This window comes from Paenimyroides marinum, from assembly GCF_900108395.1.
Classification (GTDB): Bacteria; Bacteroidota; Bacteroidia; order Flavobacteriales; family Flavobacteriaceae; genus Flavobacterium; species Flavobacterium marinum.
Genome location: NZ_FNXE01000019.1, coordinates 16,143 through 38,173, shown reverse-complemented (window position 1 = coordinate 38,173; position 22,031 = coordinate 16,143). Strand labels below are relative to the sequence as shown.

The window sequence follows — 22,031 nt, the reverse complement described above, 5'->3', positions numbered from 1 at the left end:
AAATATTATGGAAAAAATAGAAAATCCAAAAAAGAAAAATAAATCAAACAACAGAAGGTATTTAGGGTTATTCTGGAAATTGTTCGCAGCAGGTGTTATTTTCGTTGTCTTGATTTTTGCTTTTGCAAACTGGGGAATTTTCGGTGCCATGCCCACCTTTGATGAGCTGGAAAACCCGGAATCGAGTGTGGCTACAGAAATTATTTCGGCAGACGGCAAAACTCTTGGTAAATTTTATTTAGAAAACCGTATTCCGGTAAAATACGAAGAATTACCGCAACATTTAGTAGATGCATTGGTTGCTACCGAAGATGAACGTTTTTATTCACACTCGGGCATAGATGCCCGCGGAACAATGCGTGCGATTTTCAAAGCAGGATCAAGCGGTGGTGCAAGTACCATTACACAACAGTTGGCTAAAAACCTGTTTCACGGTAGTTCCGGATCAAGCAATAAACTGTACCGCATCGTTCAAAAAGTAAAAGAATGGATTATTGCCGTAAAATTAGAACGTCAGTACACCAAAAACGAAATCATTGCTTATTATTTAAATACCGTTGATTTTGTAAGTAATGCATATGGTATCCGTTCGGCATCAAATATTTATTTTGGCAAAGAACCCAAAGACCTTACGGTTGAAGAAGCTGCTGTTTTGGTAGGAATGTTGCAGGCACCTTCGCGTTACAACCCGCGTTTTAATCCGGAACGTTCTCAAACCCGAAGAAACATTGTGCTGGGTCAAATGGCTAAAAACCATAAAATAACTGAAGCCGAAAAAGAGAAATATCAGGCAATGCCTTTAAAAATAAAATACACGCCAGAAACCCACACCAAAGGTTATGCAACGTATTTTAGAGAATATCTACGCGATTATATGCGAAAATGGGTTAAAGAAAATCCTAAGAAAGACGGATCTACTTACGATATTTACCGTGACGGGTTACGCATCTATACCACGATTGATTCACGTATGCAGGAATATGCCGAAGAAGCTGTAGAAATGCACCTGGCAAATTTGCAAAAAGAGTTTTTTAAACAACAAAAAGGCAATAAAAACGCACCATTTATACAAATCAATCAAAACGAAACTAAAAAAATCATAGATCGTGCCATGCGGAACTCAGAACGTTGGCGACAAATGAGCGGGCAAGGTAAATCAGAAGAAGAAATTATTAAATCGTTCAGTGTGAAAACCAAAATGTCGGTTTTTACATGGAAAGGCGAGAAAGATACGTTAATGTCACCGCTTGATTCTATTGTTTATTACAAACATTTCTTACAATCGGGTATGATGTCTATGGAACCAATTACCGGAAATGTAAAAGCCTGGGTCGGAGGTATAGATTACAAGCATTTTCAGTACGATCACGTTGCTCAGGGAGCTCGTCAGGTGGGGTCAACATTTAAACCGTTTGTATATGCAACGGCAATTGACCAGTTAGGAATGAGTCCTTGTGATTATATTTACGACGGACCTTTTACAATGCCTCGCGGACGTTACGGTATCCAGAAAGATTGGTCGCCAAGGAATTCCGGAGGTAAATATTACGGTACCGTTACCATGAAAAAAGCACTGGCACAATCGTTAAATACCGTAACGGCACGTTTAATGGATCGTGTGGGACCAAAAGCGGTTATTGATCTATGTAGAGATTTAGGTGTAAAATCTGATATTCCGCAGTCACCAGCCATTGCGTTAGGTGCCGTAGAAATTACGGTAAGCGATATGGTTGCGGCTTACAGCACATTTGCCAACCAGGGGGTGTATGTAAAACCACGTTTCATTAATAAAATTACGGATAAACACGGAGTGGTATTATTTGAATCGAGAATGGAAACGCGCGATGTAATGAATAAGGACATTGCGTATGCCATTGTAAAATTATTAGAAGGTGTAACCGAAGGCGGATCGGGCGGACGTTTGCGTTATACCGGATCCGGTGGTGCAGGATACCATGTAATGACCGGTTATCCGTACGCGTTTAAAAACCCCATTGCAGGTAAAACAGGAACAACTCAAAACAATTCTGACGGATGGTTTATTGGAATGGTTCCCAATCTGGTTACCGGTGTATGGGTGGGTAACGAAGACCGTTCGGCACACTTTAAATCAACAGTTTATGGGCAAGGTGCTACTATGGCATTGCCTATCTGGGGTATTTTTATGAAGAAATGTTATGCCGATAAAACGCTCTATGTTTCCGATGAAGATTTTGAACGACCATCAAATATAAGCGTGTTGGTTGATTGCTGGAAACGAGCTGAAAATGATTCACTAATAGATCCTGATTCTGTTTTTGGATTCCCGGAAAGTAAAAAAGACAGTTTGGCACCGCCAAAACAAAGCGTTCCACTGGAATTTGATTTTTAATATTTCAAACGACTTCAAAATAAGAAGTCGTTTTTTTATTATATTTGAATGTATAATTGAACGTATGAAATACAGTAAAATAAGTCATTTGATTAAATCTAAATTAATCGAAAATAAAAGTATAAATGAGATCAGGACACATTTTACATCAGGCGAAAAATTAGTTTCAAGTTTTCTAAAAGCAAAAAAACGTAACGGAACGGAAACAGAGAAAAATTCCTTAAAGACTTTAGATACCTACGGAAACGAATTATCTAAAAGAGAAGATCTGATAGATTTTAGTTTATTTGGAATAAATGAAAAGCAAACGGTTTCAGGTGTATTTCAAAGGGCTGCCAGTAAAACCAAATGGTGCCATTTTTTTTATTTCTTATCCAGAAACGATAAAGAAACAAATATATTAGAAATTGGAACAAACCTTGGCGTTTCGGGACAATACTTTATAGGTGCTTTGTGTGATAATAATATAAAAGACTCTAATTTCATAACATTTGAAGGAGTGCCTGATTTATGTAAAATTGCAAACGAACGTTTTCTTAAAATAAGTGAAGACAAAAATTGTAATTACAAAATAATTCAGGGACTCTATGAAGATACTTTACATCAGGTAGATGATTTTGATATCAAATACGATATTATATTTATTGATGGCAATCACAAGTATAAGCCCACAATTGAATATTACGAATATTTACTGAATCATTCAAAAGACAATGCTGTTTTTATATTTGATGACATTAACTGGAGCGATGAAATGAAGAAAGCATGGCAAGATATATTAAAAACCAATTATTCGTATTCAATAGATTTCTTTAAAATGGGAATTATTGTTATTGAAAAGGATAACCATTTAAAGAAAAACTATAATTTATTTTTAACGTTATAGAAAAAAAACGGCTTGAATAATCAAGTCGTTTTTTTTTGTATTTTTATACCATTAACAATCTAAATAATTATGATTAATAAAAAGGTTGCAAATGCGCAAGAAGCATTAAAAGATGTGCAAGATAATCAAACCATTATGGTTGGCGGTTTTGGGTTAAGCGGAATTCCCGAAAATTCCATCTCCGAACTAGTTCGCAGAAATGTTACGGGGTTAACCTGTATTTCAAATAATGCGGGTGTTGATGATTTTGGCTTAGGATTGCTGCTTCAAAAAAAACAAGTTAAAAAAATGATTGCTTCTTATGTTGGAGAAAATGCCGAATTTGAGCGTCAAATGCTAAGTGGTGAGTTAGATGTTGAATTAACTCCGCAAGGAACGTTAGCTGAAAAATGCCGTGCGGCACAAGCCGGTATTCCTGCATTTTATACCCCGGCTGGTTATGGAACCGAAGTTGCCGAAGGTAAAGAAACCCGTGAATACAACGGAAAAATGTATGTGTTAGAAGAAGCGTTTAAAGCCGATTTTGCTATTGTAAAAGCATGGAAAGGTGACGAAGCAGGAAACTTGATTTTTCGCGGAACAGCACGAAATTTTAACGCTTGTATGGCAGGTGCCGGAAAAATCACCATTGCCGAAGTAGAAGAATTAGTGCCTGCAGGAGAATTGGATCCCAATCAAATCCACATTCCGGGAATTTATGTAAAACGCATTTTCCAGGGAACCAACTACGAAAAACGAATTGAACAACGAACTGTACGCAAAAGAGATTAATTATGGCATTAGATAAAATTGGAATTGCTAAACGCATCGCAAAAGAATTGCAAGATGGATATTATGTAAATTTAGGAATCGGAATTCCCACCTTGGTTGCAAATTATGTACCTGACGGGATGAATGTGGAATTTCAATCTGAAAACGGCGTGTTGGGCATGGGACCTTTCCCGTTTGAAGGCGAAGAAGATGCAGACATTATCAATGCCGGTAAACAAACCATTACAACGTTGCCCGGAGCTGCCTTTTTTGATTCCGCTATGAGTTTTGGAATGATCCGCTCGCAACATGTAGATTTAACGATTTTAGGAGCAATGGAAGTTGCAGAAAACGGGGATATTGCCAATTGGAAAATTCCCGGAAAAATGGTTAAAGGAATGGGTGGAGCTATGGATTTAGTGGCATCGGCAGAAAATATCATTGTGGCAATGATGCATGTGAACAAAGCAGGCGAATCTAAAATTTTAAAACAATGTACGTTGCCGTTAACAGGTGTAGGCTGTGTTAGAAAAGTGGTAACCGAACTGGCTGTAATGGAAGTTACACCTAACGGATTTAAGTTGTTAGAACGTGCACCGGGCGTTACGGTAGATGAAATTGTAAAAGCTACCGAAGCGGATTTAATTATTGAAGGAGACATACCTGAAATGGCTGTATAAAAACCAAAAGCTATGGAAAACAAATCATTGGAAAAGAAAAACGAAGAAATAAACGATGCAAACGGGCAACAAAAAAAAGTCCCGTTTGTTATTCGGTTAACCTGCGTCTTGCTTAGCATCATCGCAATTACTTATATCAGTGTTGTGGGTAAATCTATTTTGGTGCCGCTGGTCATTGGTTTCTTGGTATCCATGTTGTTATTGCCATTAGCTAATTTTCAGGAACGAAAACTAAAATTTCCACGTATTGTATCCTCGTTGGTATCGCCAATTCTTTTCAGTTTAGCTGTTATCGCCGTGTTTTTCTTTATAGGTACGCAAATGGCACAGTTTACAGATGATCTGCCGGAATTTAAACAACAAATAGAAACACTTTTCCATGATGCGCAAGTGTTTGTTTACGATAAATTTGGCGTTTCTGAAGAAGAACAGATAAATTATATTCAAAAAAATGCCGAAGAAGTCATTAAGAAAGGATCCGGAGTTGTAAGTACAGCCGTTACATCGGTAACTTCCATGTTGGCATCTTCTACTTTTGTGTTTTTAGGCATCTTCTTTTTCTTGTTGTATCGCAGCCACTTGGTAAAATTCCTAATCTGGTGTTTTCCCCCTTCAGATCAGTCAAAAGTAAGAGTCGTGATCACTGAAATTCAAAGCATCATCAAACAATACATCTTTGGATTATTAATTCAGGTGGTGGCGGTATCAACTTTAATGTTCATTGCTTACAGCATCATTGGCATAAAGTATGCCTTGCTTTTTGCAGTCTTGTGTGGTGTATTGAACTTAATTCCGTATATAGGTATTTTCTCTGCAACCGTATTGGCAGCCGTGGTTACTTTAGCAACAGGCGATCCCATTCAGGCATTGTGGGTAATTATTGCCGTAATTGTTGTAAATTCTATCGATGGAAACATCATTACCCCTAAAATCATTGGTTCTAAGGTGGCATTAAATTCATTTGTAGTGCTGTTTGGTATTGTAATTGCCGAATCTATTTGGGGTATTGCGGGTATGTTTCTGGCGATTCCTATTTTAGCCATTTTCAAGATTATTTTTGATAATGTAGAAGGATTGCGTCCGTACGGATTTGTTTTGGGCGAAGACGGTGCACCCACACCGTTGTTTGAAAAATATTACGACAAATTTATTTATCGCCGTAAACCAAAAGACGAGGATTTACCAAAAGAATTACAAACCGAAGAACAAAACCGCGAAGAAGGGGAAACTTCTAAAAACGAAGAAAAAGATAATTCCTAATACAAAAAATCCATCGTACAGATGGATTTTTTGTATTTAATAAACACGATATTGTTTTACTTTTGTAAAAAATAAATCAATGGAATTTGCAAAAGTTATTTTAAAACAAGGAAAAGAAAAATCGGTTTTACGTAAACATCCCTGGATATTCAGCGGTGCCGTTTATGGCGTAAGCGAAGATTTACAAGACGGACAAACAGTCAACGTAACCGATTATAATGGTAAACATCTGGCAACAGGTTTTTACAGTGACAAGGGAAGCATTGCGATACGTGTTTTAACTTTTGCAGAGGAGGTGTACGACGAGCATTTCTGGGAAAACCGTTTAAAAGCTGCTTGGAAACTCCGTATGGAATTGTTTAATAGGGACGACACCAATGCGTTCCGGTTGATTCACGGAGAAGGCGATGGTATCCCGGGACTCATCATTGATTTCTACAACAAAAATTTTGTCATTCAGGCACATTCATCAGGAATTTACTTCAATATTCAAAAAATTTCAGAGGCAATTCAAAAATGTTTTCCCGATCATTGCGAAACCATTTATTGTAAAAGCTCACAAAGCCTACCTAAAACCGGTACCGATTTTCATTTGTTTGGAACGGCTACCGAAACAATTGCTAAAGAAAACAATATACAGTTTCACGTAAACTGGATCGAAGGTCAAAAAACGGGTTTCTTTTTAGATCAGTGCATCAACCGCGAATTGCTGAAATATTACGCCAAAGGAAAAAAAGTGTTGAATACTTTTTGTTATACCGGCGGTTTTTCGGTGTATGCAATGAGCGGTGGTGCAGAATTAGTTACATCGGTAGATATTTCTGAAAAAGCGGTAAAACTGGCTGCTGAGAATATGGAATTGAACTTTCCTCACAGCAACCACAACGCCATTGCGTCTGACGTATTCGATTTTTTAAAGCAAAACAAGAATCTTTATGATGTAATTGTGCTGGATCCGCCGGCGTTTGCCAAAAATATTAAAAGTAAGCACACAGCTACACAAGCATACAAACGGTTGAACATTGCCGGACTAAAAACGATTGCCAAAGGCGGGATATTGTTCACCTTTTCATGTTCGCAGGTAATAGATGATGTACTATTTTATCATACTGTTGCCGCTGCGGCTATTGAATCGGGCAGAAAAGTGCGTGTGTTGCATAAACTTTCACAAGGGCCTGACCATCCGGTAAACATGTTCCACCCCGAAGGTTCTTATTTAAAAGGACTGGTTTTATATATCGAAGAATAATGGACGTGTTTTACCAAAAACATTTTAATAAGACTGACGTTTTAGAAAAAGCCGAATATGAAGCGTGCGTGTTTGAAGCGTGCGATTTTTCAGACCAGTCTTTAAACGGTATGGTTTTTATTGATTGCGAGTTTGTTAATTGTAATCTTTCAAACGCAAACATTCATCAAACAGCCTTTCAACACGTGCGGTTTTCTACTTGTAAATTAATGGGTTTACATTTTAATCAGGCGAATAGGTTTTCGTTTGAAGTCGCTTTTTATGAAACGATACTTGATTTTTCATCCTTTTCGGGTTGTAATTTAAAAAATGGGAAATTCAATAAATGCAGCCTGGCAAGTGTTGATTTTACCGAAAGCAATTTAACAGGAGTGGTGTTGAAGGAATGCGAGTTAAAAAATGCGGTATTTGAGCAATCAAATCTTGAAAAGGCCGATTTTACAACAGCCAGTAATTTTGCCATTCACCCCGAACGAAACCGTATCAAAAAAGCACAATTCTCGGCAGAAAACCTGCAAGGATTATTATACCCCTATCAAATTATTGTAAAATAAAGTGGAATATATTGTCAAATTCAAAAAATAAGCCGTATTTTTAAAAGTATTAACGAATTAAAATGAATTTGCTATGAAAAAAATAATTTTAAGTGCAGTGCTTGCATCGGCTGTTTTGATTTCTTGTAAGAAAGCTGCCGACAAAGAACAGGAACCAATGGTTGATCCGCCGGTAGAAAGTGTAAATGAAGCACCTGAAAATACGGCAGAAGACATAACGGTATTGGTTGCCCCAACATTTCAGTATGCCGAGGCAGACCAGTTTGCAAAAGAATACGTGGAATTTGTAAAAGACTATCGCGTTGCCGATGACAATAACGACAGCGAGGCTATGAGACAATTAGGAACGAAATTAAACGAATACCAAAAAAGAGGTGTTGAATTGGCAAAACGCGTTCCGCAGGAAGAAGCCGTTGCTTTTCAGGATTTCCTTAACCGTTTAGAAACGTATATTAAATAATTAGCTATATTGGCTTGTAGCCTTTAGCAACCCCCTTACAGCCTTTAAACGCTGTAAGGGGGTTTATTTTACCACAGTTTACATAGATTAAAGCAAATATGTTTTAAGTTATTCGTAAAAAGCACATAATTTTGCAACTGTTTTAATTGTAACATTTATGAAAAGATATTTAAAAAACGTACTTACACTTGCGGTTGTATTTACAACAAGTATAATTTATTCTCAACAAAAACATTACTTTGAGACAGGTATTTATTTAATTGGTGCGGATTTTTCGTATGAAAGAAATCTTAGTAGTAAATTTTCAATAAAGGCTTCTTTAGGATATAATGGTTCTATATATAAAACTAATGAACATATTTTTGTATTGCAACCCAATATTATAGTACAGCCTAGGTTTTATTATAATAAGGACAAAAGAAATTCAAAAGGAAAAAATACAGAGTATAATTCAGCTAATTTCTTTTCGTTAAATTTAGAATATTTGACATCCGAATTAAATATTTCTAATGCGGGATTTTACGAACCTGAATTATTTACAATAGGTACAGGCTGGAATTTGAGAAGAAATATCACAAATACTAAATTTGTTTACGAATTTTCTACCGGTATTGTATATAACTATAATATCAATAGAATTTATAGCGAAGACGATAAATTAAAACCTTATATTAATTTCAGGTTAAGTTATATCCTTAATTAGAAGAGGCTGTCCAAAAAGTCAAATAATTAAGTTTAGTTGTCATTCCGACGAAGGAGGAATCTCATATAATCAGCACTTTAGATTTTTCGACTTCACTCCGTTTCGATCAAAATGACACTTTTTGGACACCTTCTTCTTATTTCAACTTTCTTAGTTTATATAAGTCCAAACGGCGGTCTTTTTTAATGCGAACGCTGCCCAGTTCGTGTAATTCTTTTAAAGCGTTTAATTCTACATCAACAATCAGGGTCATTTCGGTATTTGGGGTTGCTTCGGCTTTAACCCCGTTATTTGGAAAAGCAAAATCCGATGGCGTAAAAACGGCTGCCTGCCCGTACTGAATGTCCATATTGTTTACTTTAGGCAAATTCCCTACGCAACCGGTAATAGCAACATAACATTCATTTTCAATGGCTCGTGCCTGTGCACAACTGCGTACGCGGGTGTATCCGTTCTGGGTATCGGTTAAATAAGGGACAAACAAAATTTCCATTCCGTCTTCACTCATAATTCGCGATAATTCCGGGAATTCCACATCATAACAAAGAATGATTCCAATTTTTCCGCAATCGGTATCAAATGTCTGAATGACGTCGCCGCCCTGCATGCCCCAGTACAATCGTTCGTTGGGCGTAATATGTATTTTTCGGTACATTTCAGATGATCCGTCACGTTTGCATAAAAAGCCCACATTGTACAGGATATTTTCTTCTATATAAGGCATACTGCCGGTAATAATGTTGATGTTGTACTGAATGGCGAGTTCCTGAAAACGCTTGCGGATAATTTCTGTATATTTTGATAATTCGCGCATGGCTTCGGCTTCAGACAAATGGTTGTAATCTGCCATAAGCGGAGCAACAAACAATTCCGGAAACGTGGCAAAATCGCTTTCGTAACCCGATACGGCATCAATAAAAAATTCTGCCTGATCAAAAAATTCATCCAGATTGTTTAACGGACGCATTTGCCATTGAATCAGTCCCAATCGGACCACACTTTTTTTAGCATTGATTAAAACCGGCGATTTATCGTAAGAAATATTGTTCCATTCTAATAAAACGGCGTAATCTTTAGAATCGTGATCGCCTTCTAAATAGTTTCGCAACAGGCGTTTTATGTGAAAATCGTTATTTACTTGGAACGATATAACGGGATCGTGAATTTCTTTGGTCTTTACTTTATCAAGATACTGTTTTGGTGTAAGTTCACCCGAAAAATTGTGGTAATTGGGAATACGACCGGCAAAAATGATCGATTTTAAATTGAGCTGCTCACACAATTCTTTTCGTGCATCGTACAAACGGCGTCCCAAGCGCAAACCGCGGTAATTCGGGTGGATAAACACATCAATTCCATACAAAACATCGCCATCTGGGTTGTGTGCCTTAAATTTACTGTCGGTAATAATATCATTGTATTTATGGTTTGATAATGCCAGACTTTCATCAACAATTAGCGATAATGCCGCACCAACCACCACATCATCTACGACAATAACAATCTGCCCTTCGGGAAAGATCTTTAATATCCGGCGGATTTCTTCTTTTTTCCAATATGGATCTTCCACGCCTTCTTCATACGCCTGCAGCATGGAGTTTTTTAATTCGATATAATCTTCAATTTCTAAATTACGTAGTTCTACTTTGTTGATTTGCATTCTTTTTCTTATTTGTCAATTAAATTATAAAAAAAGATTGACTAATTTCTTAAAATAACCTAAAATCTGGCCGGGCGGTAAAAGGTGAAAACGACCAGGGGATGGAAAGAAATATAAACGCCAAAATGATCAATAAACGTACAAATAAATATTTAAAACCGTGCGGGGTGCTGATTTTGGATTTGCTTTTGTGAACAAAAAGATTTATGAGTACAATGCTTAAAACCATCATAAACGGATGTTCCAATCCAAAAAAGCGTATTTCGCGCCATTTTACCGCTTGGCTCACTTGCGACCAGAATGCTTTAACCGTTGGACTTTGAAACAACAGCAAAATACCTAACAAAAACTGTATGTTTAGGATGTTTTTGATGCCATTAAACAATTGGTAATCATTTTGGGCGAAAACATTCTTTTTTGTGTGCTTTATGAATGAAAAAATCAATCCAAAAACCAACGAAATCAATACCAGCCAACGCAGATACGAATGGGCAATTAAAAGATAAGAGTACATTAGATTAGTTGTTCTTTTTAACCAAAACCAGCCAATCGTTTTCTAAAAACATATAGCCCTGATCGTACACAAAATAATACATGGCTCCGGCTTTGGTTGTGTAAATTGATGTAAAGAGAGAGAAATCAAAACCTGAATCAGTCAGTTTTTTACGAGAGGTTTTGGTTTTTCCTTCCAGATTTATTTCCGATAAAATACGGTAGTTTTTGCGAAGGGTATAATTTACATTTCGCATCAAATTGGTAGCATCTTTATTTAGTTTGTTGTTATAAGTATTCCGGCACGAATCGTTACAGAATTTTTTATCTTCGCGACCAATGATTTTTTCACCACATTCTAAACAATTTTTGGTCATTTTTTGTTTTAAAGATACAAAAAGCTATTTTATATTTTACGTTTTGACTTTCTGTTTTTTTAAGATAAAAGTTTTAAGCGGTTCTGAATTTCATTTCGAACTTCCATATAATTCTTATAGTATAAGCTTGAAAACACGCCCACAGCTTTTTTATCTTTAATTAAATAGCAATACTCCTGATATTGACCACGCTGTTTAAAATCACGTACTGCAAAACCATCAATGTCATTTATTTTAAAAATGTGTTTGGTACCAAAACCTAAAAGCTGTTTGATTTCTATAGTTTCATCACTAATTTTAAGGGTTGCCATTCTCAGGTTCATTTCAACAAAAAAGCCCCAAATTATAATAAACAAACTTACCAGTCCGCAAAAAATTAAAAATACGGTTAAACCCCAATGCCAGTTGTCTTGAAACATGGTTAAAAATTTTCTGACGATAACAGCTGTTAATATAGGGAAACTTAAAATCAGCAAACTATATAAATAGGCGGTATTACTTAATTTTGATTGAACCATTTTATAATTTTTTTTCAAATTTAGCGTATAATTTCCAGAAACTTTGCAGGTTTTCCTGACTAAAATGTTCCGATTTCCATTCGTTAAGCTTTAATTCAATAGCCGTGCTGTTCTGAAAGTATGTACCAATAAAAATGTCGTCATTGGTTAAGAACAATCCAAAATGATTGTTTAACGTATGCAGGTTGTCAATCTGTACCTGTTCAAAAAAAACAATGGTATGCTCCTGTATATTTATAGAAGTAGGCATTGGTATTTCCTGTGTGAGTTCTAAAGCAATAAATTTATTAGAACTGTACATAGGAAAAGTAATAATATCTAATTTCTGAACATCAAAAGTGCCGTCTTTTATATGATGAATAGCTTCGCGGCAAATAAACGGAATGTTTGCAAAGTTTTTTTGTATTTTTTTAGCCCCCTCTTCGTTAAAATAGTCGTTAAAGTTTAAAATCTCGTTTACCGAGAGTTGCTTTGTAAGTAGATGCTCTAACGGAACGCTAAAATAATTAGCAATTTTTATAATTATTTCCAATTTAGGCTCTGCACGAAGTTCTTCATAAGAAGAAATATTTCCGCGTGTTAAGTTAAATAGGTCTGCAAATGCTTGTTGACTAAGGTTTTTTACATTTCGTAACTTCTTTATGTTATATCCTATTTTACTCATTTTGAAAAAAAATTAAAAATTATGCTAAATTTATTTGCAAAAATTATTATCTTTATGCAAAAGATATGTGCAAGATACAAAAATAATTTACAATGCATTTTTTAAACGTCGAAAAATATATTTTAGATACCGGATACAGTATCAAATATAAAAGCAAAGAAGAAGGGATTTTCGTAATAGAAAATCTGGCAGACGGTGTTCAGAATTTAATTGTTGGCGTGGCAACACCCGTTTTAATTTTTGAACAATACTTGTTTACGTTACAAGCCGATAATATGCAAATATTCAAAGCACTGTTAATGAAAAACAGAGATATAATTCACGGTGCATTTGCACTTACTGACGATGGTTCGAAGGTGATTTTCAGATATACACTACAAATTCACAATTTAGATTTTAATGAATTCGATGCCGCTTTGAATTCGCTGAGTTTGCTGTTAAGTGAATATTCCGAACAATTGATACAGTTTTCAAAAAATTAAAATTTAGACGATATGAATATTTTTAAAAGAATTTTTAGAATTGGCCAGGCAGAAATTCACGCCGTGGTTGATAAAATGGAAGATCCTATTAAAATGACGGAACAGGGAATCCGTGAAATGAAAGAAGATTTAGACCTGGCAATGGAAGCTTATGCCAAGGTAAAAGCGCTGGCAATCCGCACGCACAACGCTGCCGGTAAAAAACGCGAAGAAGCTGCCGATTATGAAAACAAAGCAGTTTTGCTGCTTCAAAAACTACAAAAACAGGAATTGGAAACCGATCAGGCAGAGCGTTTGGCAAAAGAAGCGCTTCATTTAAAAAAGCAAAGTTTATTGGAAGCCGACGAATTAAGTAATCAGGCAGATGTACACGACGAATCGGCAAACGAAGTGCATAAAAACATCGAAGTGTTGAAGTACAACATCAACAAATGGGAAACCGAGCTAACAACAATTAAGGCACGAGTGCGTGTGGCGAATGCAACCAAAGGGGTAAACAAACAGTTGGCAAAAATGGATGCTAACAGCACCATAAGTATGTTGGAACGCATGAAGGAAAAGGTAGAAGAAGACGAAGCATTGGCGAAAGCTTACGGTGAAATGGCACAAAAGCAAACCAGCGTAAGCGATGAAATAGATCAGGCATTAAATGAAAATGCTGACGATGCCGATTTAGAAGCTTTAAAAAAACAATTAGGAATGTAAAGCAGTCTTAAAGTCAAAAGTTGAAAAGTCGAAAGAACCGTCAGTTCGAGCGGAGTCCAGAACATTCTGAACGAAGTGAAGAATCTAAGAAGACTGTTGTCAAGAAGTCAAAAATAACTCAATAATAATTAAAACACCTTTTTTATGAAACAATTTGAATATAAAACAGTAGAAATTAAACCTAAAGGAACGTGGAGATCAAAATTTGATATTGTTGAAATTGATAAAATTTTAAACCAGTATGGAAAAGACGGTTGGGAATTGATTTCTATGGAAGACAAAAATTTTGGCTATGGAAATACAGAATGTTTCTATTACACCTTTAAACGTGAAATTTAAAAAGTAGCATTATGGCAGAACTATTAAACCTATTATTCTATCCGTTGTCTAATGGAATCATGACGGTTTTAACCGGAATGTCTTTACTGTACTGGGTTTTTATGTTTTTTTCAGGAGATGGAATCGATACAGATGCAGATTTTCACATGGGCGACGTTACCGATGTAGATGCTTCTGCGGAAACCGATGGCGATGTATCCTTTGGGTCTAAAATCCTTGAATTTATCAATGTAGGCAAAATGCCGTTAATGGTAATTGTTACGTTGTTTAAGTTCATTGGCTGGATTCTTACTTTGTTGTCATCTATCTTTTTAGGATTGGCAAACTGGGGTTTAAAATCTGTATTGATTCTCATACCTGTATTCCTCATTACTTTTATAATCATGCATTACGCAACAAAACCTTTAGTAAAAATGTATAAAAACTTAGGATACAATGGTGAAGAACCTATTGATTTTTTAGGCAGAACGGGTACGTTGAAATCAACCATAGAAAACGGCAGAATAGGTATTTTAGAAGTTGCCGTTCAAAAAGACGTATTTCGGTTAAATGTAAAAAGCCGGTCGGGCAACCGTATCGAGTATGGTTCCGAAGTAATGATCATGAAAGCGCTTGAGAACAACATTTACGAAGTACAACCAAACATAACTTTACATAATATTAATTAACTATTTATCAATGAACAAACTATTATTTATCGATGGGCTTTCGGGCGTTTCCGGAGTCATTTTATTAGCACTTGGTGTAATTGTATTTTTAATCATTTCTTTTTTTGTAGTACTAAGCATGTTCTACAAAAAAATTCCACAGGGAAAAGCCATTGTCCGTACCGGTGTGGGCGGATCTAAAGTGGCATTTAACAAAGGAATGTATGTAATTCCGGTTTTTCATAAAATGGAAATCATGGATATTTCGGTGAAAAAAATAGAAATTGCCCGTATGCAGAACGATGGGTTAATCTGTCGCGATAACATTCGTGCCGATATCAAAGTTGCGTTTTTTGTACGTGTAAACAAATCGGTAGACGATGTAATCAACGTAGCGCAAAATTTAGGGTGCGACCGTGCAAGCGATCCGGAAACATTGAAAAGTATTTTTGAATCGAAGTTTTCCGAAGCGTTGAAAACGGTAGGAAAAAAATTCGATTTCATAGAATTATATGAAGCACGTAGAGAATTTCGAGATGAAATTCTGAACATTATCGGAACCGATTTAAACGGATATATTTTAGACGACTGTGCGATTGATTATCTGGAACAAACCGAATTACGTTTTTTAAGTGCTGATAACATTCTGGATTCTGAAGGAATTAAAAAGATTACCGAATTAACGGCAAAACAAAATATGAATGCCAATTTAATTCGTCGTGAAGAAGAAAAAGTAATCAAAAAACAAAATGTCGAAGCACGTGAAGCTATTTTGGAGTTAGAGCGTCAGTTGGCAGAAAAAGAAGAAAAACAAAAACGCGAGATCGATAACATTAAAGCACGTGAAGAAGCAGAAATTGCAAAAGTTCGCGAAGAAGAGCGTTTAAAAGCACAAACAGTTCGTATTTCTACCGAAGAACAATTGGCAATTCAGGAAGAAAACAAATTGCGTCAAATCATCATTGCAGAAAAGAACAAGCAACGTACCGATGCGGTGGAAACCGAGCGTGTAGAGAAAGACCGCGCATTAGAACAAACCGAAAGAGAGCGTATTGTAACCTTGGCACAGATTGATAAAGAACGTTCGATAGAAACCGAAATGAAATCTATTCAGAATGTGATTAAAGAACGTGTTCAATTGGAAAAAGGAGTGGTTGAAGAACAACAAAACGTAAAAGACATTGAAGTTTACCGCGAAGTAGAACGTAAGAAACAAGCTGGTGTAATTGCAGCATCACAGGAAGCAGAAGAAAAATTAATTGCAACGGTAAAAGCTGCCGAAGCGTCAAAAATTGCTGCCGAACAAGAAAAAGAGAAAAAGGTAATCGATGCCGATGCCGAGAAAATGGTTGCAGAACGCAAAGCACAAGAAGTATTGATTGATGCCGAAGCGAAAAAAGAAGCAGCTGCAAAAGAAGCAGCTGCCCGTAAAATTATTGCAGAAGCTCAGGCAAAAGAAGAAGCGGCAATTGGCTTATCGGAAGCAGAAGTAATGATTGCGAAAGCTGAAGCTGAAGAAATTCAAGGAACAAAAGAAGCATCTGTAATCGAAATTAAAGCTGAAGCTATGCGTAAAGAAGGACTGGCACAAGCAGAAGTAGTTCGTGAAAAAGCAATGGCAGAAGCAAAAGGAATCGAAGAAAAAGCAGAAGCAATGAAAAAACTTGACGGTGTTGGTAAAGAACACGAAGAGTTCAAATTGCAGTTACAGAAAGAAAAAGATGTGGAACTGGCTCATATCAACATTCAAAAAGATATTGCCTCTGCACAGGCAAGCGTTCTTTCTGAAGCACTGAAAACAGCTAAAATTGATATTGTGGGCGGTGAAACCATGTTCTTTGAAAACATTGTACGTCAGGTATCCAATTCAAAAGGATTCGATCATTTAATCAACAATTCACAACACGCTTTAGATATCAAGCAATCACTGTTAGGACCAGACGGTAAAGGCGATTTAGCAGAAAAAGTCCGTGGATTGGCAGATCGTTACGGTATTTCATCAAACGATATTAAAAACCTGACCGTTTCAGCGGCATTGATAAAATTACAGCAGGCAGCTTCATCGGCGGAAAATGCAGAAGATACCGGTTTTATTAATTCGTTATTCGGTATGGCAAAGAATCTTGGAATTTCAAATAAGAAATTAGGATAATCGTTAAGATAAATTTTAATACAATTTTGTCAAGCTGAACTTGTTTCAGCTTCTCATAAAGAAATCATATTTTATGAGATTCCGGAACGAGTCCGGAATGACAAACAATTTCTCTTAAAATTTACTGAAATAAACACACACTTATGCCTAAACTTGCCTTTTAAAACCAAAGAAAGGTAAGTTTAATTTATCTTTCACTAACGCATTAATTTAAAATCAATGCAAGAAGAAAAAGTTACAACACAACATAACCAATTAGATTCAGGGGCTTATGAAATTATCCGGAAACGTCTCTTAACACAGAAAGAGGCGTTGATCGGAAAATTACAATCGTTAAACAATGCCCGTAAAGAAGTTTTCAATTCTACCAGTTTTGTTCTAAAGGCAAATCAGCGCATCGACACGCAGAATAATTGCGTGGCTCGTGGAATAGTCGCAATAGATAACATCTGCATTTTTGGCTACAATGTGCATTTTGGTTTACGCACCGAAATAAAACTGGAAGACGTTTTCAGCATTTACCATTTCGAAAACAACCAGTTTGTTCCGCAATCGTTAGATTTTATAAACGATCCGAATTTTAGTACCGATTATCAAAATCTGTATAAATATTACCGCGATTCTATTTTTTCAAAATTCCGCCGTACAGAGAATTATCTCTACATGATTTTTCAAACCAGTAAAAATGCAAACGATTTAAAAGCATTCAAATGGCTGATTAAAGACGGAAAATTGATCTACCAGGACGACCGAAGCATTCACGAAGTAAAACCACCGGATCAGTTTGAATTTCAATGGACAAAAACCACTCTTGAAGATCGTCGGTTAGGAAAATTTCCGCATATCTCTATACTGGATAAGGTTTTTATCGAGGCACTTCATGGTGACATCACGTTTAAGATTGAAGACAATACCGATTCGGGCAAAGGAATTTACAGTGAAAAAGTAACCAACCTTGATCAGCAGTTAGACGATGCCGAATATTATTATGCGGATTTAGGAAATCTGATCGCCATTCGTATCAAACCATATCAGGAAGATTTTCGTGCGTATGTGTTCAATGTGCGTACCAAAGAGGTAATCAATCTACCGTCGTTAAACGAGTCGGCAATTTTGCTTCCCGATAATCAGGGCATTATTTTTTCCAACGGATATTACCTGCAAAACGGTACCCATAAAATTTTCGATTCGCAGTTGGAAAATGTACAGTTCTTAAGAAAAATTGCTTCGCCAAACGGAGAAGATTTCCTGTATATTTTTACGCAGAGAGCAACCAATACGTACATTTTAATGTCGTACAACATCATTCAGCAGGTGGTTGAAACGCCTATTGTGTGCAATGGTTTTACGATTTTTAAAGACGGCAGCCTGATTTATTTCCGTACCGAACCCGAAGCAACGCGTCACCACCAGGTTCAAATCTGGGAAACGCCGTATATGGCGGTACTTAAAGAAAACGAAACCAAGAAAAGCGATCCGCTGTACAAAGTCGGCAACAAGCAGATTGTTCAGGCAATGGCAGAAACGCAGGAAGTAATCCAACTGATTAACAGAGAAGATTCGTACGAAGGGTTGTACGAAGAGATTTTAAAAAAATCGACTACGTTGCTGGATGCTTATTTCTGGATTAAAGACGAAGCACTTAAAAATTTGGGCGAACCTTTAACGCAGATTAAAGAAGTTGCCAATACGGCAATTGACGAATTTGTGAAAGTTCAGGCACAACGGAAACATGCCGAAGAATTACTGCAAAAAGCCGAAGTTCAGTTACAGGAACTCATCTTTAAAATCAACAGTACGGTTGTTGAAACATTGGATCAGTTGGTTAATCAGCTGGCAGATGCACGCCGTTTGCAGGGAACATTCATCGATTTAAAAAATGTTCGTTATGTAACTGTAGAAAAGGTTGACGCGTTGTTGGAGAAATTAATGGAAATTACCACAGATTTATCCAATAAAACCATTGAATTTTTATTGCGTGCCGAAGCTTTGATTCCTTATGAACAAAAAGTAACGCAGCAAAAAGAAAAGGTTGAAGAAATTACCAAAGTTTTTGATGCCCGACCGATTGAAGAAGCAAATACCGGCATTTCCGGCGAATTGGAATTGCTGATAGATATTCTGAACAGCTTAAAGATTGAAGATGCTACGCAGACCACTAAAATTATAGAGAAAATCTCGTTGATTTTTGCTTCGCTGAATGAAGTGCGTGCACAGCTTACCCGAAAAGTAAACACGTTAAAAAGTAAAGAATCGGTTGCCGAGTTTTCTGCCCAGTTGACGTTGTTGGAACAATCGGTAGCAAATTATTTAGAGCTTTCTACCTCAACCGAAAAAGTTGATGAATACTATACAAAAACGGTTGTTCAGCTGGAAGAATTGGAAAGCAAATTTTCAGAATTTGATGATTTTGCTTTAAAAATTGCTGACAAACGTGATGACGTAATCAAGGCGTTTAATACCCGCCGCGAACAAATCGTAGAACAGATCAATAAACGAACCGATTCGTTAGAGCAGATTGGTTTGCGTGTGCTGAAAAACATCGAAAATAAATCAAAAACATTTGCCGCCCGCGAAGAAATTTTAAGCTTTTATGCTTCGGATTTAATGATTGATAAAATCCGGCAGCTGGTTTCGGAATTAAAAGCACTGAATGATGTTTCTAAAGCCGAGAACCTTGAAAACCTGCTAAAGAAATCTCAGGAAGATGCACTGCGGATTCTTCGAGATAAAACCGAATTATATGTTGATGGCGAAAACATCATTGCTTTAGGTAAACACAAATTTTCGGTTAACAAACAATCGCTTAGCCTGACTTTATTGCGCAGAAATAACGAGCTGTTTTACCATTTAACGGGAACCAGTTTTTATCAAAAAGTAAAAAATCCCGAGATTCTAACCTATCAGGATATTTGGGAACAAGAGCTGGTTTCTGAAAATTCAACGGTTTATCGGGCAGAATATCTGGCGTATAAAACGTTTCTTGCTTCTCAAACCTCAAATGATTTCGATGCGGAACAATTCATCACGCAGACCGTTGAACAAAATTATTCGGAAGGTTATGTAAAAGGTGTGCATAATTTTGATGCATTACAGATTTACAATGCCCTGAAAATAATAGACGAAAAACTGGATCTGCTACGTTACCAAGGAGATTTACGTGCAATGGCACAATTGTTCTGGCATCATCTGGAAGAAGATCAGCAGGTTAAATTAAAAGCGTTAATGCATTCCACCCATTCGGTTTTAAAAGCTTTTCCTAATTCAAAACGCTACCAGTCGGTCATTGATGAAATTGAAAAGGAGTTTTTAGCGTGGCAGACTACGTTAGATTTTACAGAGATCAATTCCAAAGAATTAGCCGTTTATCTGTTTAAAACGTTTACCAAATACGGAAAATTTGCGTTGAGCGAATCGGCAGATCATTTAAAACAGGAATTTCTCCGTTTGTTAGATTCCAGAAAAATGCTGACCGTTTTTCAGGCAGACATCGAAAACCAAGAGTTTTCAATGGTTGATCGTTTTTATCTGGTATCAAACTGGCTGCATTCGTTTATTGATGAACAAGATGATTTAGAGAAATACAGAAAATACATTGAAGAAACGGCAACCGAATTACTGTTTCCAAAAGACGAATATGAACTGATTTTTGGAAAAGATGAAGTGGTGGTTCAGGATTTAAAAGGCAATCACCCTATTTTAGAAAACAACACTTTAAAAATAACTTATCATGCTTTTATTACTAAACTGCGTTTTTATGCTGCTGTTACAGTTCCTCGCTACGAATCTTTTTTAAGGCTGAAAGACCAAATCAGTAAATCGTACGAGAAAGAATTAAAAATAAACGAATTAGAACCCAAAGTTTTAACGTCGTTCGTTCGAAACAAACTGATCAACGAAGTATATTTTCCGTTAATAGGCAACAATTTAGCCAAACAGTTGGGTGCAGCCGGCGATAACAAACGCACGGCAAGAATGGGAATGTTACTGCTGATTTCGCCACCGGGTTATGGTAAAACCACGTTAATGGAATACCTGGCAAAAACCATGGGGCTGCATTTTGTAAAGGTAAACGGACCTACCATCGGGCATTCCATTACATCAATTGATCCTGTGGAAGCCAAAACATCGGGCGAACGTGAAGAATTGAAGAAAATCAATCTGGCTTTTGAAATGGCAGATAACGTAATGCTGTATTTAGACGATATTCAGCATTTAAGTTCTGAATTTTTACAGAAATTTATTTCATTGGCAGACGGTCAGCGAAAAATCGACGGAATTTTTGAAGGCGAAAGCAAAACCTACGATTTGCGCGGAAAGCGTTTTTGTATTGTAATGGCAGGAAATCCTTATACCGAAAGCGGTTCCAAATTTCAGATTCCGGATATGCTGGCAAACCGTGCCGATGTGTATAATCTGGGTGATGTAATTGGCGATACGGAACATCTTTTTAATTTAAGTTTAATTGAAAACGCCGCTATTGAAAATCCGTATCTGGAAAAAATTGCAGGTAAATCGTTCAAAGATTTTTATGCGCTGATTGATTATACAGAAAGTCGTTCGGAACAATTACCCGATTTGGAAGGAAACTACCAGAAACAGGAAATAGATGATTTTATTGCGGTTTTAAAACATATTCTGAAAATACGGGATATTGTAGTTAAAGTCAATCAAAACTATATTCAAAGTGCGGCAATGCAGGATTCGTACCGAACAGAACCATCGTTTAAAATGCAGGGCTCGTACCGGAATATGAGCAAGTTGGTAACACAGGTGGTTCCGATGATGAACGAAAAAGAGATTAACGATTTGTTATTAGCACATTACGAAAGCGAATCGCAAACCTTAACAGCAGATACCGAAAGCAACCTGTTAAAGCTAAAAGAGCTTGCCGGGTTGATTTCTGTAGAAGAACAGCAGCGTTGGAATGAGATTAAAGAAATTTTCCGCAAAAACAACAAACACGGCGGTTTGGCAAAAGATGATAAAATGTTTGCCCAACTGTTGGAATTTAACGAAAATCTGGAAGGAATTATACAGGCAATAAAAGGGAATTAATAAAGGAAGTCATTTGACTTTCTT

Annotated in this window: 20 protein-coding genes; 15 read left to right on the top strand and 5 right to left on the bottom strand. The window is 36.6% G+C overall.

All coding sequences use genetic code 11. The features are described from left to right. Window positions 1–7 precede the first annotated feature (7 nt). The 9 genes from BLW20_RS07685 to BLW20_RS07645 all read left to right on the top strand — a co-directional run bounded on the left by BLW20_RS07685 (window position 8) and on the right by BLW20_RS07645 (window position 8,913). Window positions 8–2,371 (top strand): penicillin-binding protein 1A, encoded by a 2,364-nt coding sequence (locus BLW20_RS07685; RefSeq protein ID WP_091098564.1) that lies wholly within the window; start codon window positions 8–10, stop codon window positions 2,369–2,371. A gap of 64 nt (window positions 2,372–2,435) precedes the next feature. After that, complete coding sequence (locus BLW20_RS07680; RefSeq protein ID WP_091098560.1) at window positions 2,436–3,257, top strand: O-methyltransferase; 822 nt, start codon at window positions 2,436–2,438, stop codon at window positions 3,255–3,257. Between the two features lie 69 nt (window positions 3,258–3,326). After that, the gene (locus tag BLW20_RS07675; protein ID WP_091098556.1) at window positions 3,327–4,028 is read left to right on the top strand and encodes a CoA transferase subunit A; all 702 of its coding nucleotides are present in this window, start codon (window positions 3,327–3,329) and stop codon (window positions 4,026–4,028) included. Window positions 4,029–4,030: 2 nt separating this feature from the next. After that, window positions 4,031–4,687, top strand: coding sequence for a CoA transferase subunit B (locus BLW20_RS07670; protein ID WP_091098552.1), 657 nt, complete (start codon window positions 4,031–4,033; stop codon window positions 4,685–4,687). Window positions 4,688–4,699: 12 nt separating this feature from the next. Beyond that, entirely contained in the window at window positions 4,700–5,947 is a 1,248-nt protein-coding gene (locus tag BLW20_RS07665) for an AI-2E family transporter (RefSeq protein ID WP_091098549.1), read from the top strand. 79 nt (window positions 5,948–6,026) lie between these two features. Continuing rightward, complete coding sequence (locus BLW20_RS07660) at window positions 6,027–7,196, top strand: class I SAM-dependent rRNA methyltransferase (RefSeq protein ID WP_091098545.1); 1,170 nt, start codon at window positions 6,027–6,029, stop codon at window positions 7,194–7,196. Then, window positions 7,196–7,750, top strand: coding sequence for a pentapeptide repeat-containing protein (locus BLW20_RS07655; RefSeq protein WP_091098542.1), 555 nt, complete (start codon window positions 7,196–7,198; stop codon window positions 7,748–7,750). The genes BLW20_RS07660 and BLW20_RS07655 overlap by 1 nt, the downstream gene beginning before the upstream one ends. A 73-nt stretch (window positions 7,751–7,823) precedes the next feature. Then, window positions 7,824–8,210, top strand: coding sequence for a hypothetical protein (locus BLW20_RS07650; protein WP_091098538.1), 387 nt, complete (start codon window positions 7,824–7,826; stop codon window positions 8,208–8,210). Between the two features lie 157 nt (window positions 8,211–8,367). Beyond that, on the top strand, window positions 8,368–8,913 hold the full coding sequence (locus BLW20_RS07645; protein WP_091098535.1) for a hypothetical protein: 546 nt from the start codon (window positions 8,368–8,370) through the stop codon (window positions 8,911–8,913). A gap of 136 nt (window positions 8,914–9,049) precedes the next feature. On the opposite strand, the gene BLW20_RS07640 is transcribed toward BLW20_RS07645, so the two are convergent. The 5 genes from BLW20_RS07640 to BLW20_RS07620 are packed head-to-tail and all read right to left on the bottom strand — an operon-like array spanning window position 9,050 to window position 12,624. Then, window positions 9,050–10,573 carry a bifunctional GNAT family N-acetyltransferase/carbon-nitrogen hydrolase family protein gene (locus BLW20_RS07640; RefSeq protein ID WP_091098532.1) on the bottom strand — a complete coding sequence of 508 codons (1,524 nt, stop codon included), beginning with the start codon at window positions 10,571–10,573 and terminating at the stop codon, window positions 9,050–9,052. Between the two features lie 49 nt (window positions 10,574–10,622). Further along, entirely contained in the window at window positions 10,623–11,087 is a 465-nt protein-coding gene (locus BLW20_RS07635) for a hypothetical protein (protein ID WP_091098526.1), read from the bottom strand. Window positions 11,088–11,091: 4 nt separating this feature from the next. Further along, the gene (locus BLW20_RS07630) at window positions 11,092–11,442 is read right to left on the bottom strand and encodes a hypothetical protein (protein WP_091098522.1); all 351 of its coding nucleotides are present in this window, start codon (window positions 11,440–11,442) and stop codon (window positions 11,092–11,094) included. A gap of 59 nt (window positions 11,443–11,501) precedes the next feature. Beyond that, complete coding sequence (locus BLW20_RS07625; protein WP_143037756.1) at window positions 11,502–11,960, bottom strand: hypothetical protein; 459 nt, start codon at window positions 11,958–11,960, stop codon at window positions 11,502–11,504. A 1-nt stretch (window position 11,961) separates the two neighbouring features. Then, window positions 11,962–12,624, bottom strand: a complete 663-nt coding sequence (locus BLW20_RS07620) for a helix-turn-helix domain-containing protein (protein ID WP_091098515.1) — start codon at window positions 12,622–12,624, stop codon at window positions 11,962–11,964. A gap of 92 nt (window positions 12,625–12,716) precedes the next feature. On the opposite strand from BLW20_RS07620, the gene BLW20_RS07615 reads away from it, so the two are divergent. From BLW20_RS07615 to BLW20_RS07590, 6 genes are all read left to right on the top strand, one after another. After that, window positions 12,717–13,106, top strand: coding sequence for a type III secretion system chaperone family protein (locus BLW20_RS07615; RefSeq protein ID WP_091098512.1), 390 nt, complete (start codon window positions 12,717–12,719; stop codon window positions 13,104–13,106). 12 nt (window positions 13,107–13,118) lie between these two features. Continuing rightward, window positions 13,119–13,811 carry a PspA/IM30 family protein gene (locus BLW20_RS07610; protein ID WP_091098510.1) on the top strand — a complete coding sequence of 231 codons (693 nt, stop codon included), beginning with the start codon at window positions 13,119–13,121 and terminating at the stop codon, window positions 13,809–13,811. A 144-nt stretch (window positions 13,812–13,955) separates the two neighbouring features. After that, a complete protein-coding gene (locus BLW20_RS07605; protein ID WP_091098506.1) occupies window positions 13,956–14,150 on the top strand; it encodes a DUF4177 domain-containing protein in 195 nt (64 codons plus the stop codon). An 11-nt stretch (window positions 14,151–14,161) separates the two neighbouring features. Next, window positions 14,162–14,818: an OB-fold-containig protein gene (locus BLW20_RS07600; protein ID WP_091098503.1), complete on the top strand. Its 657-nt coding sequence runs from the start codon at window positions 14,162–14,164 to the stop codon at window positions 14,816–14,818. Between the two features lie 10 nt (window positions 14,819–14,828). Next, window positions 14,829–16,949, top strand: coding sequence for a flotillin (locus BLW20_RS07595; RefSeq protein WP_091098500.1), 2,121 nt, complete (start codon window positions 14,829–14,831; stop codon window positions 16,947–16,949). Window positions 16,950–17,168: 219 nt separating this feature from the next. Next, window positions 17,169–22,007, top strand: coding sequence for a DNA repair ATPase (locus BLW20_RS07590; RefSeq protein WP_091098496.1), 4,839 nt, complete (start codon window positions 17,169–17,171; stop codon window positions 22,005–22,007). The last annotated feature ends 24 nt before the right edge of the window (window positions 22,008–22,031 follow it).

Coding starts and splice junctions, on each gene's coding strand:
- BLW20_RS07645 (WP_091098535.1), top strand. CDS start 8,368: ATGAAAAGATATTTAAAAAACGTACTTACACTTGCGGTTGTATTTACA.
- BLW20_RS07625 (WP_143037756.1), bottom strand. CDS start 11,960: ATGGTTCAATCAAAATTAAGTAATACCGCCTATTTATATAGTTTGCTG.
- BLW20_RS07660 (WP_091098545.1), top strand. CDS start 6,027: ATGGAATTTGCAAAAGTTATTTTAAAACAAGGAAAAGAAAAATCGGTT.
- BLW20_RS07600 (WP_091098503.1), top strand. CDS start 14,162: ATGGCAGAACTATTAAACCTATTATTCTATCCGTTGTCTAATGGAATC.
- BLW20_RS07620 (WP_091098515.1), bottom strand. CDS start 12,624: ATGAGTAAAATAGGATATAACATAAAGAAGTTACGAAATGTAAAAAAC.
- BLW20_RS07640 (WP_091098532.1), bottom strand. CDS start 10,573: ATGCAAATCAACAAAGTAGAACTACGTAATTTAGAAATTGAAGATTAT.
- BLW20_RS07650 (WP_091098538.1), top strand. CDS start 7,824: ATGAAAAAAATAATTTTAAGTGCAGTGCTTGCATCGGCTGTTTTGATT.
- BLW20_RS07610 (WP_091098510.1), top strand. CDS start 13,119: ATGAATATTTTTAAAAGAATTTTTAGAATTGGCCAGGCAGAAATTCAC.
- BLW20_RS07665 (WP_091098549.1), top strand. CDS start 4,700: ATGGAAAACAAATCATTGGAAAAGAAAAACGAAGAAATAAACGATGCA.
- BLW20_RS07675 (WP_091098556.1), top strand. CDS start 3,327: ATGATTAATAAAAAGGTTGCAAATGCGCAAGAAGCATTAAAAGATGTG.
- BLW20_RS07590 (WP_091098496.1), top strand. CDS start 17,169: ATGCAAGAAGAAAAAGTTACAACACAACATAACCAATTAGATTCAGGG.
- BLW20_RS07615 (WP_091098512.1), top strand. CDS start 12,717: ATGCATTTTTTAAACGTCGAAAAATATATTTTAGATACCGGATACAGT.
- BLW20_RS07670 (WP_091098552.1), top strand. CDS start 4,031: ATGGCATTAGATAAAATTGGAATTGCTAAACGCATCGCAAAAGAATTG.
- BLW20_RS07635 (WP_091098526.1), bottom strand. CDS start 11,087: ATGTACTCTTATCTTTTAATTGCCCATTCGTATCTGCGTTGGCTGGTA.
- BLW20_RS07605 (WP_091098506.1), top strand. CDS start 13,956: ATGAAACAATTTGAATATAAAACAGTAGAAATTAAACCTAAAGGAACG.
- BLW20_RS07655 (WP_091098542.1), top strand. CDS start 7,196: ATGGACGTGTTTTACCAAAAACATTTTAATAAGACTGACGTTTTAGAA.
- BLW20_RS07595 (WP_091098500.1), top strand. CDS start 14,829: ATGAACAAACTATTATTTATCGATGGGCTTTCGGGCGTTTCCGGAGTC.
- BLW20_RS07680 (WP_091098560.1), top strand. CDS start 2,436: ATGAAATACAGTAAAATAAGTCATTTGATTAAATCTAAATTAATCGAA.
- BLW20_RS07630 (WP_091098522.1), bottom strand. CDS start 11,442: ATGACCAAAAATTGTTTAGAATGTGGTGAAAAAATCATTGGTCGCGAA.
- BLW20_RS07685 (WP_091098564.1), top strand. CDS start 8: ATGGAAAAAATAGAAAATCCAAAAAAGAAAAATAAATCAAACAACAGA.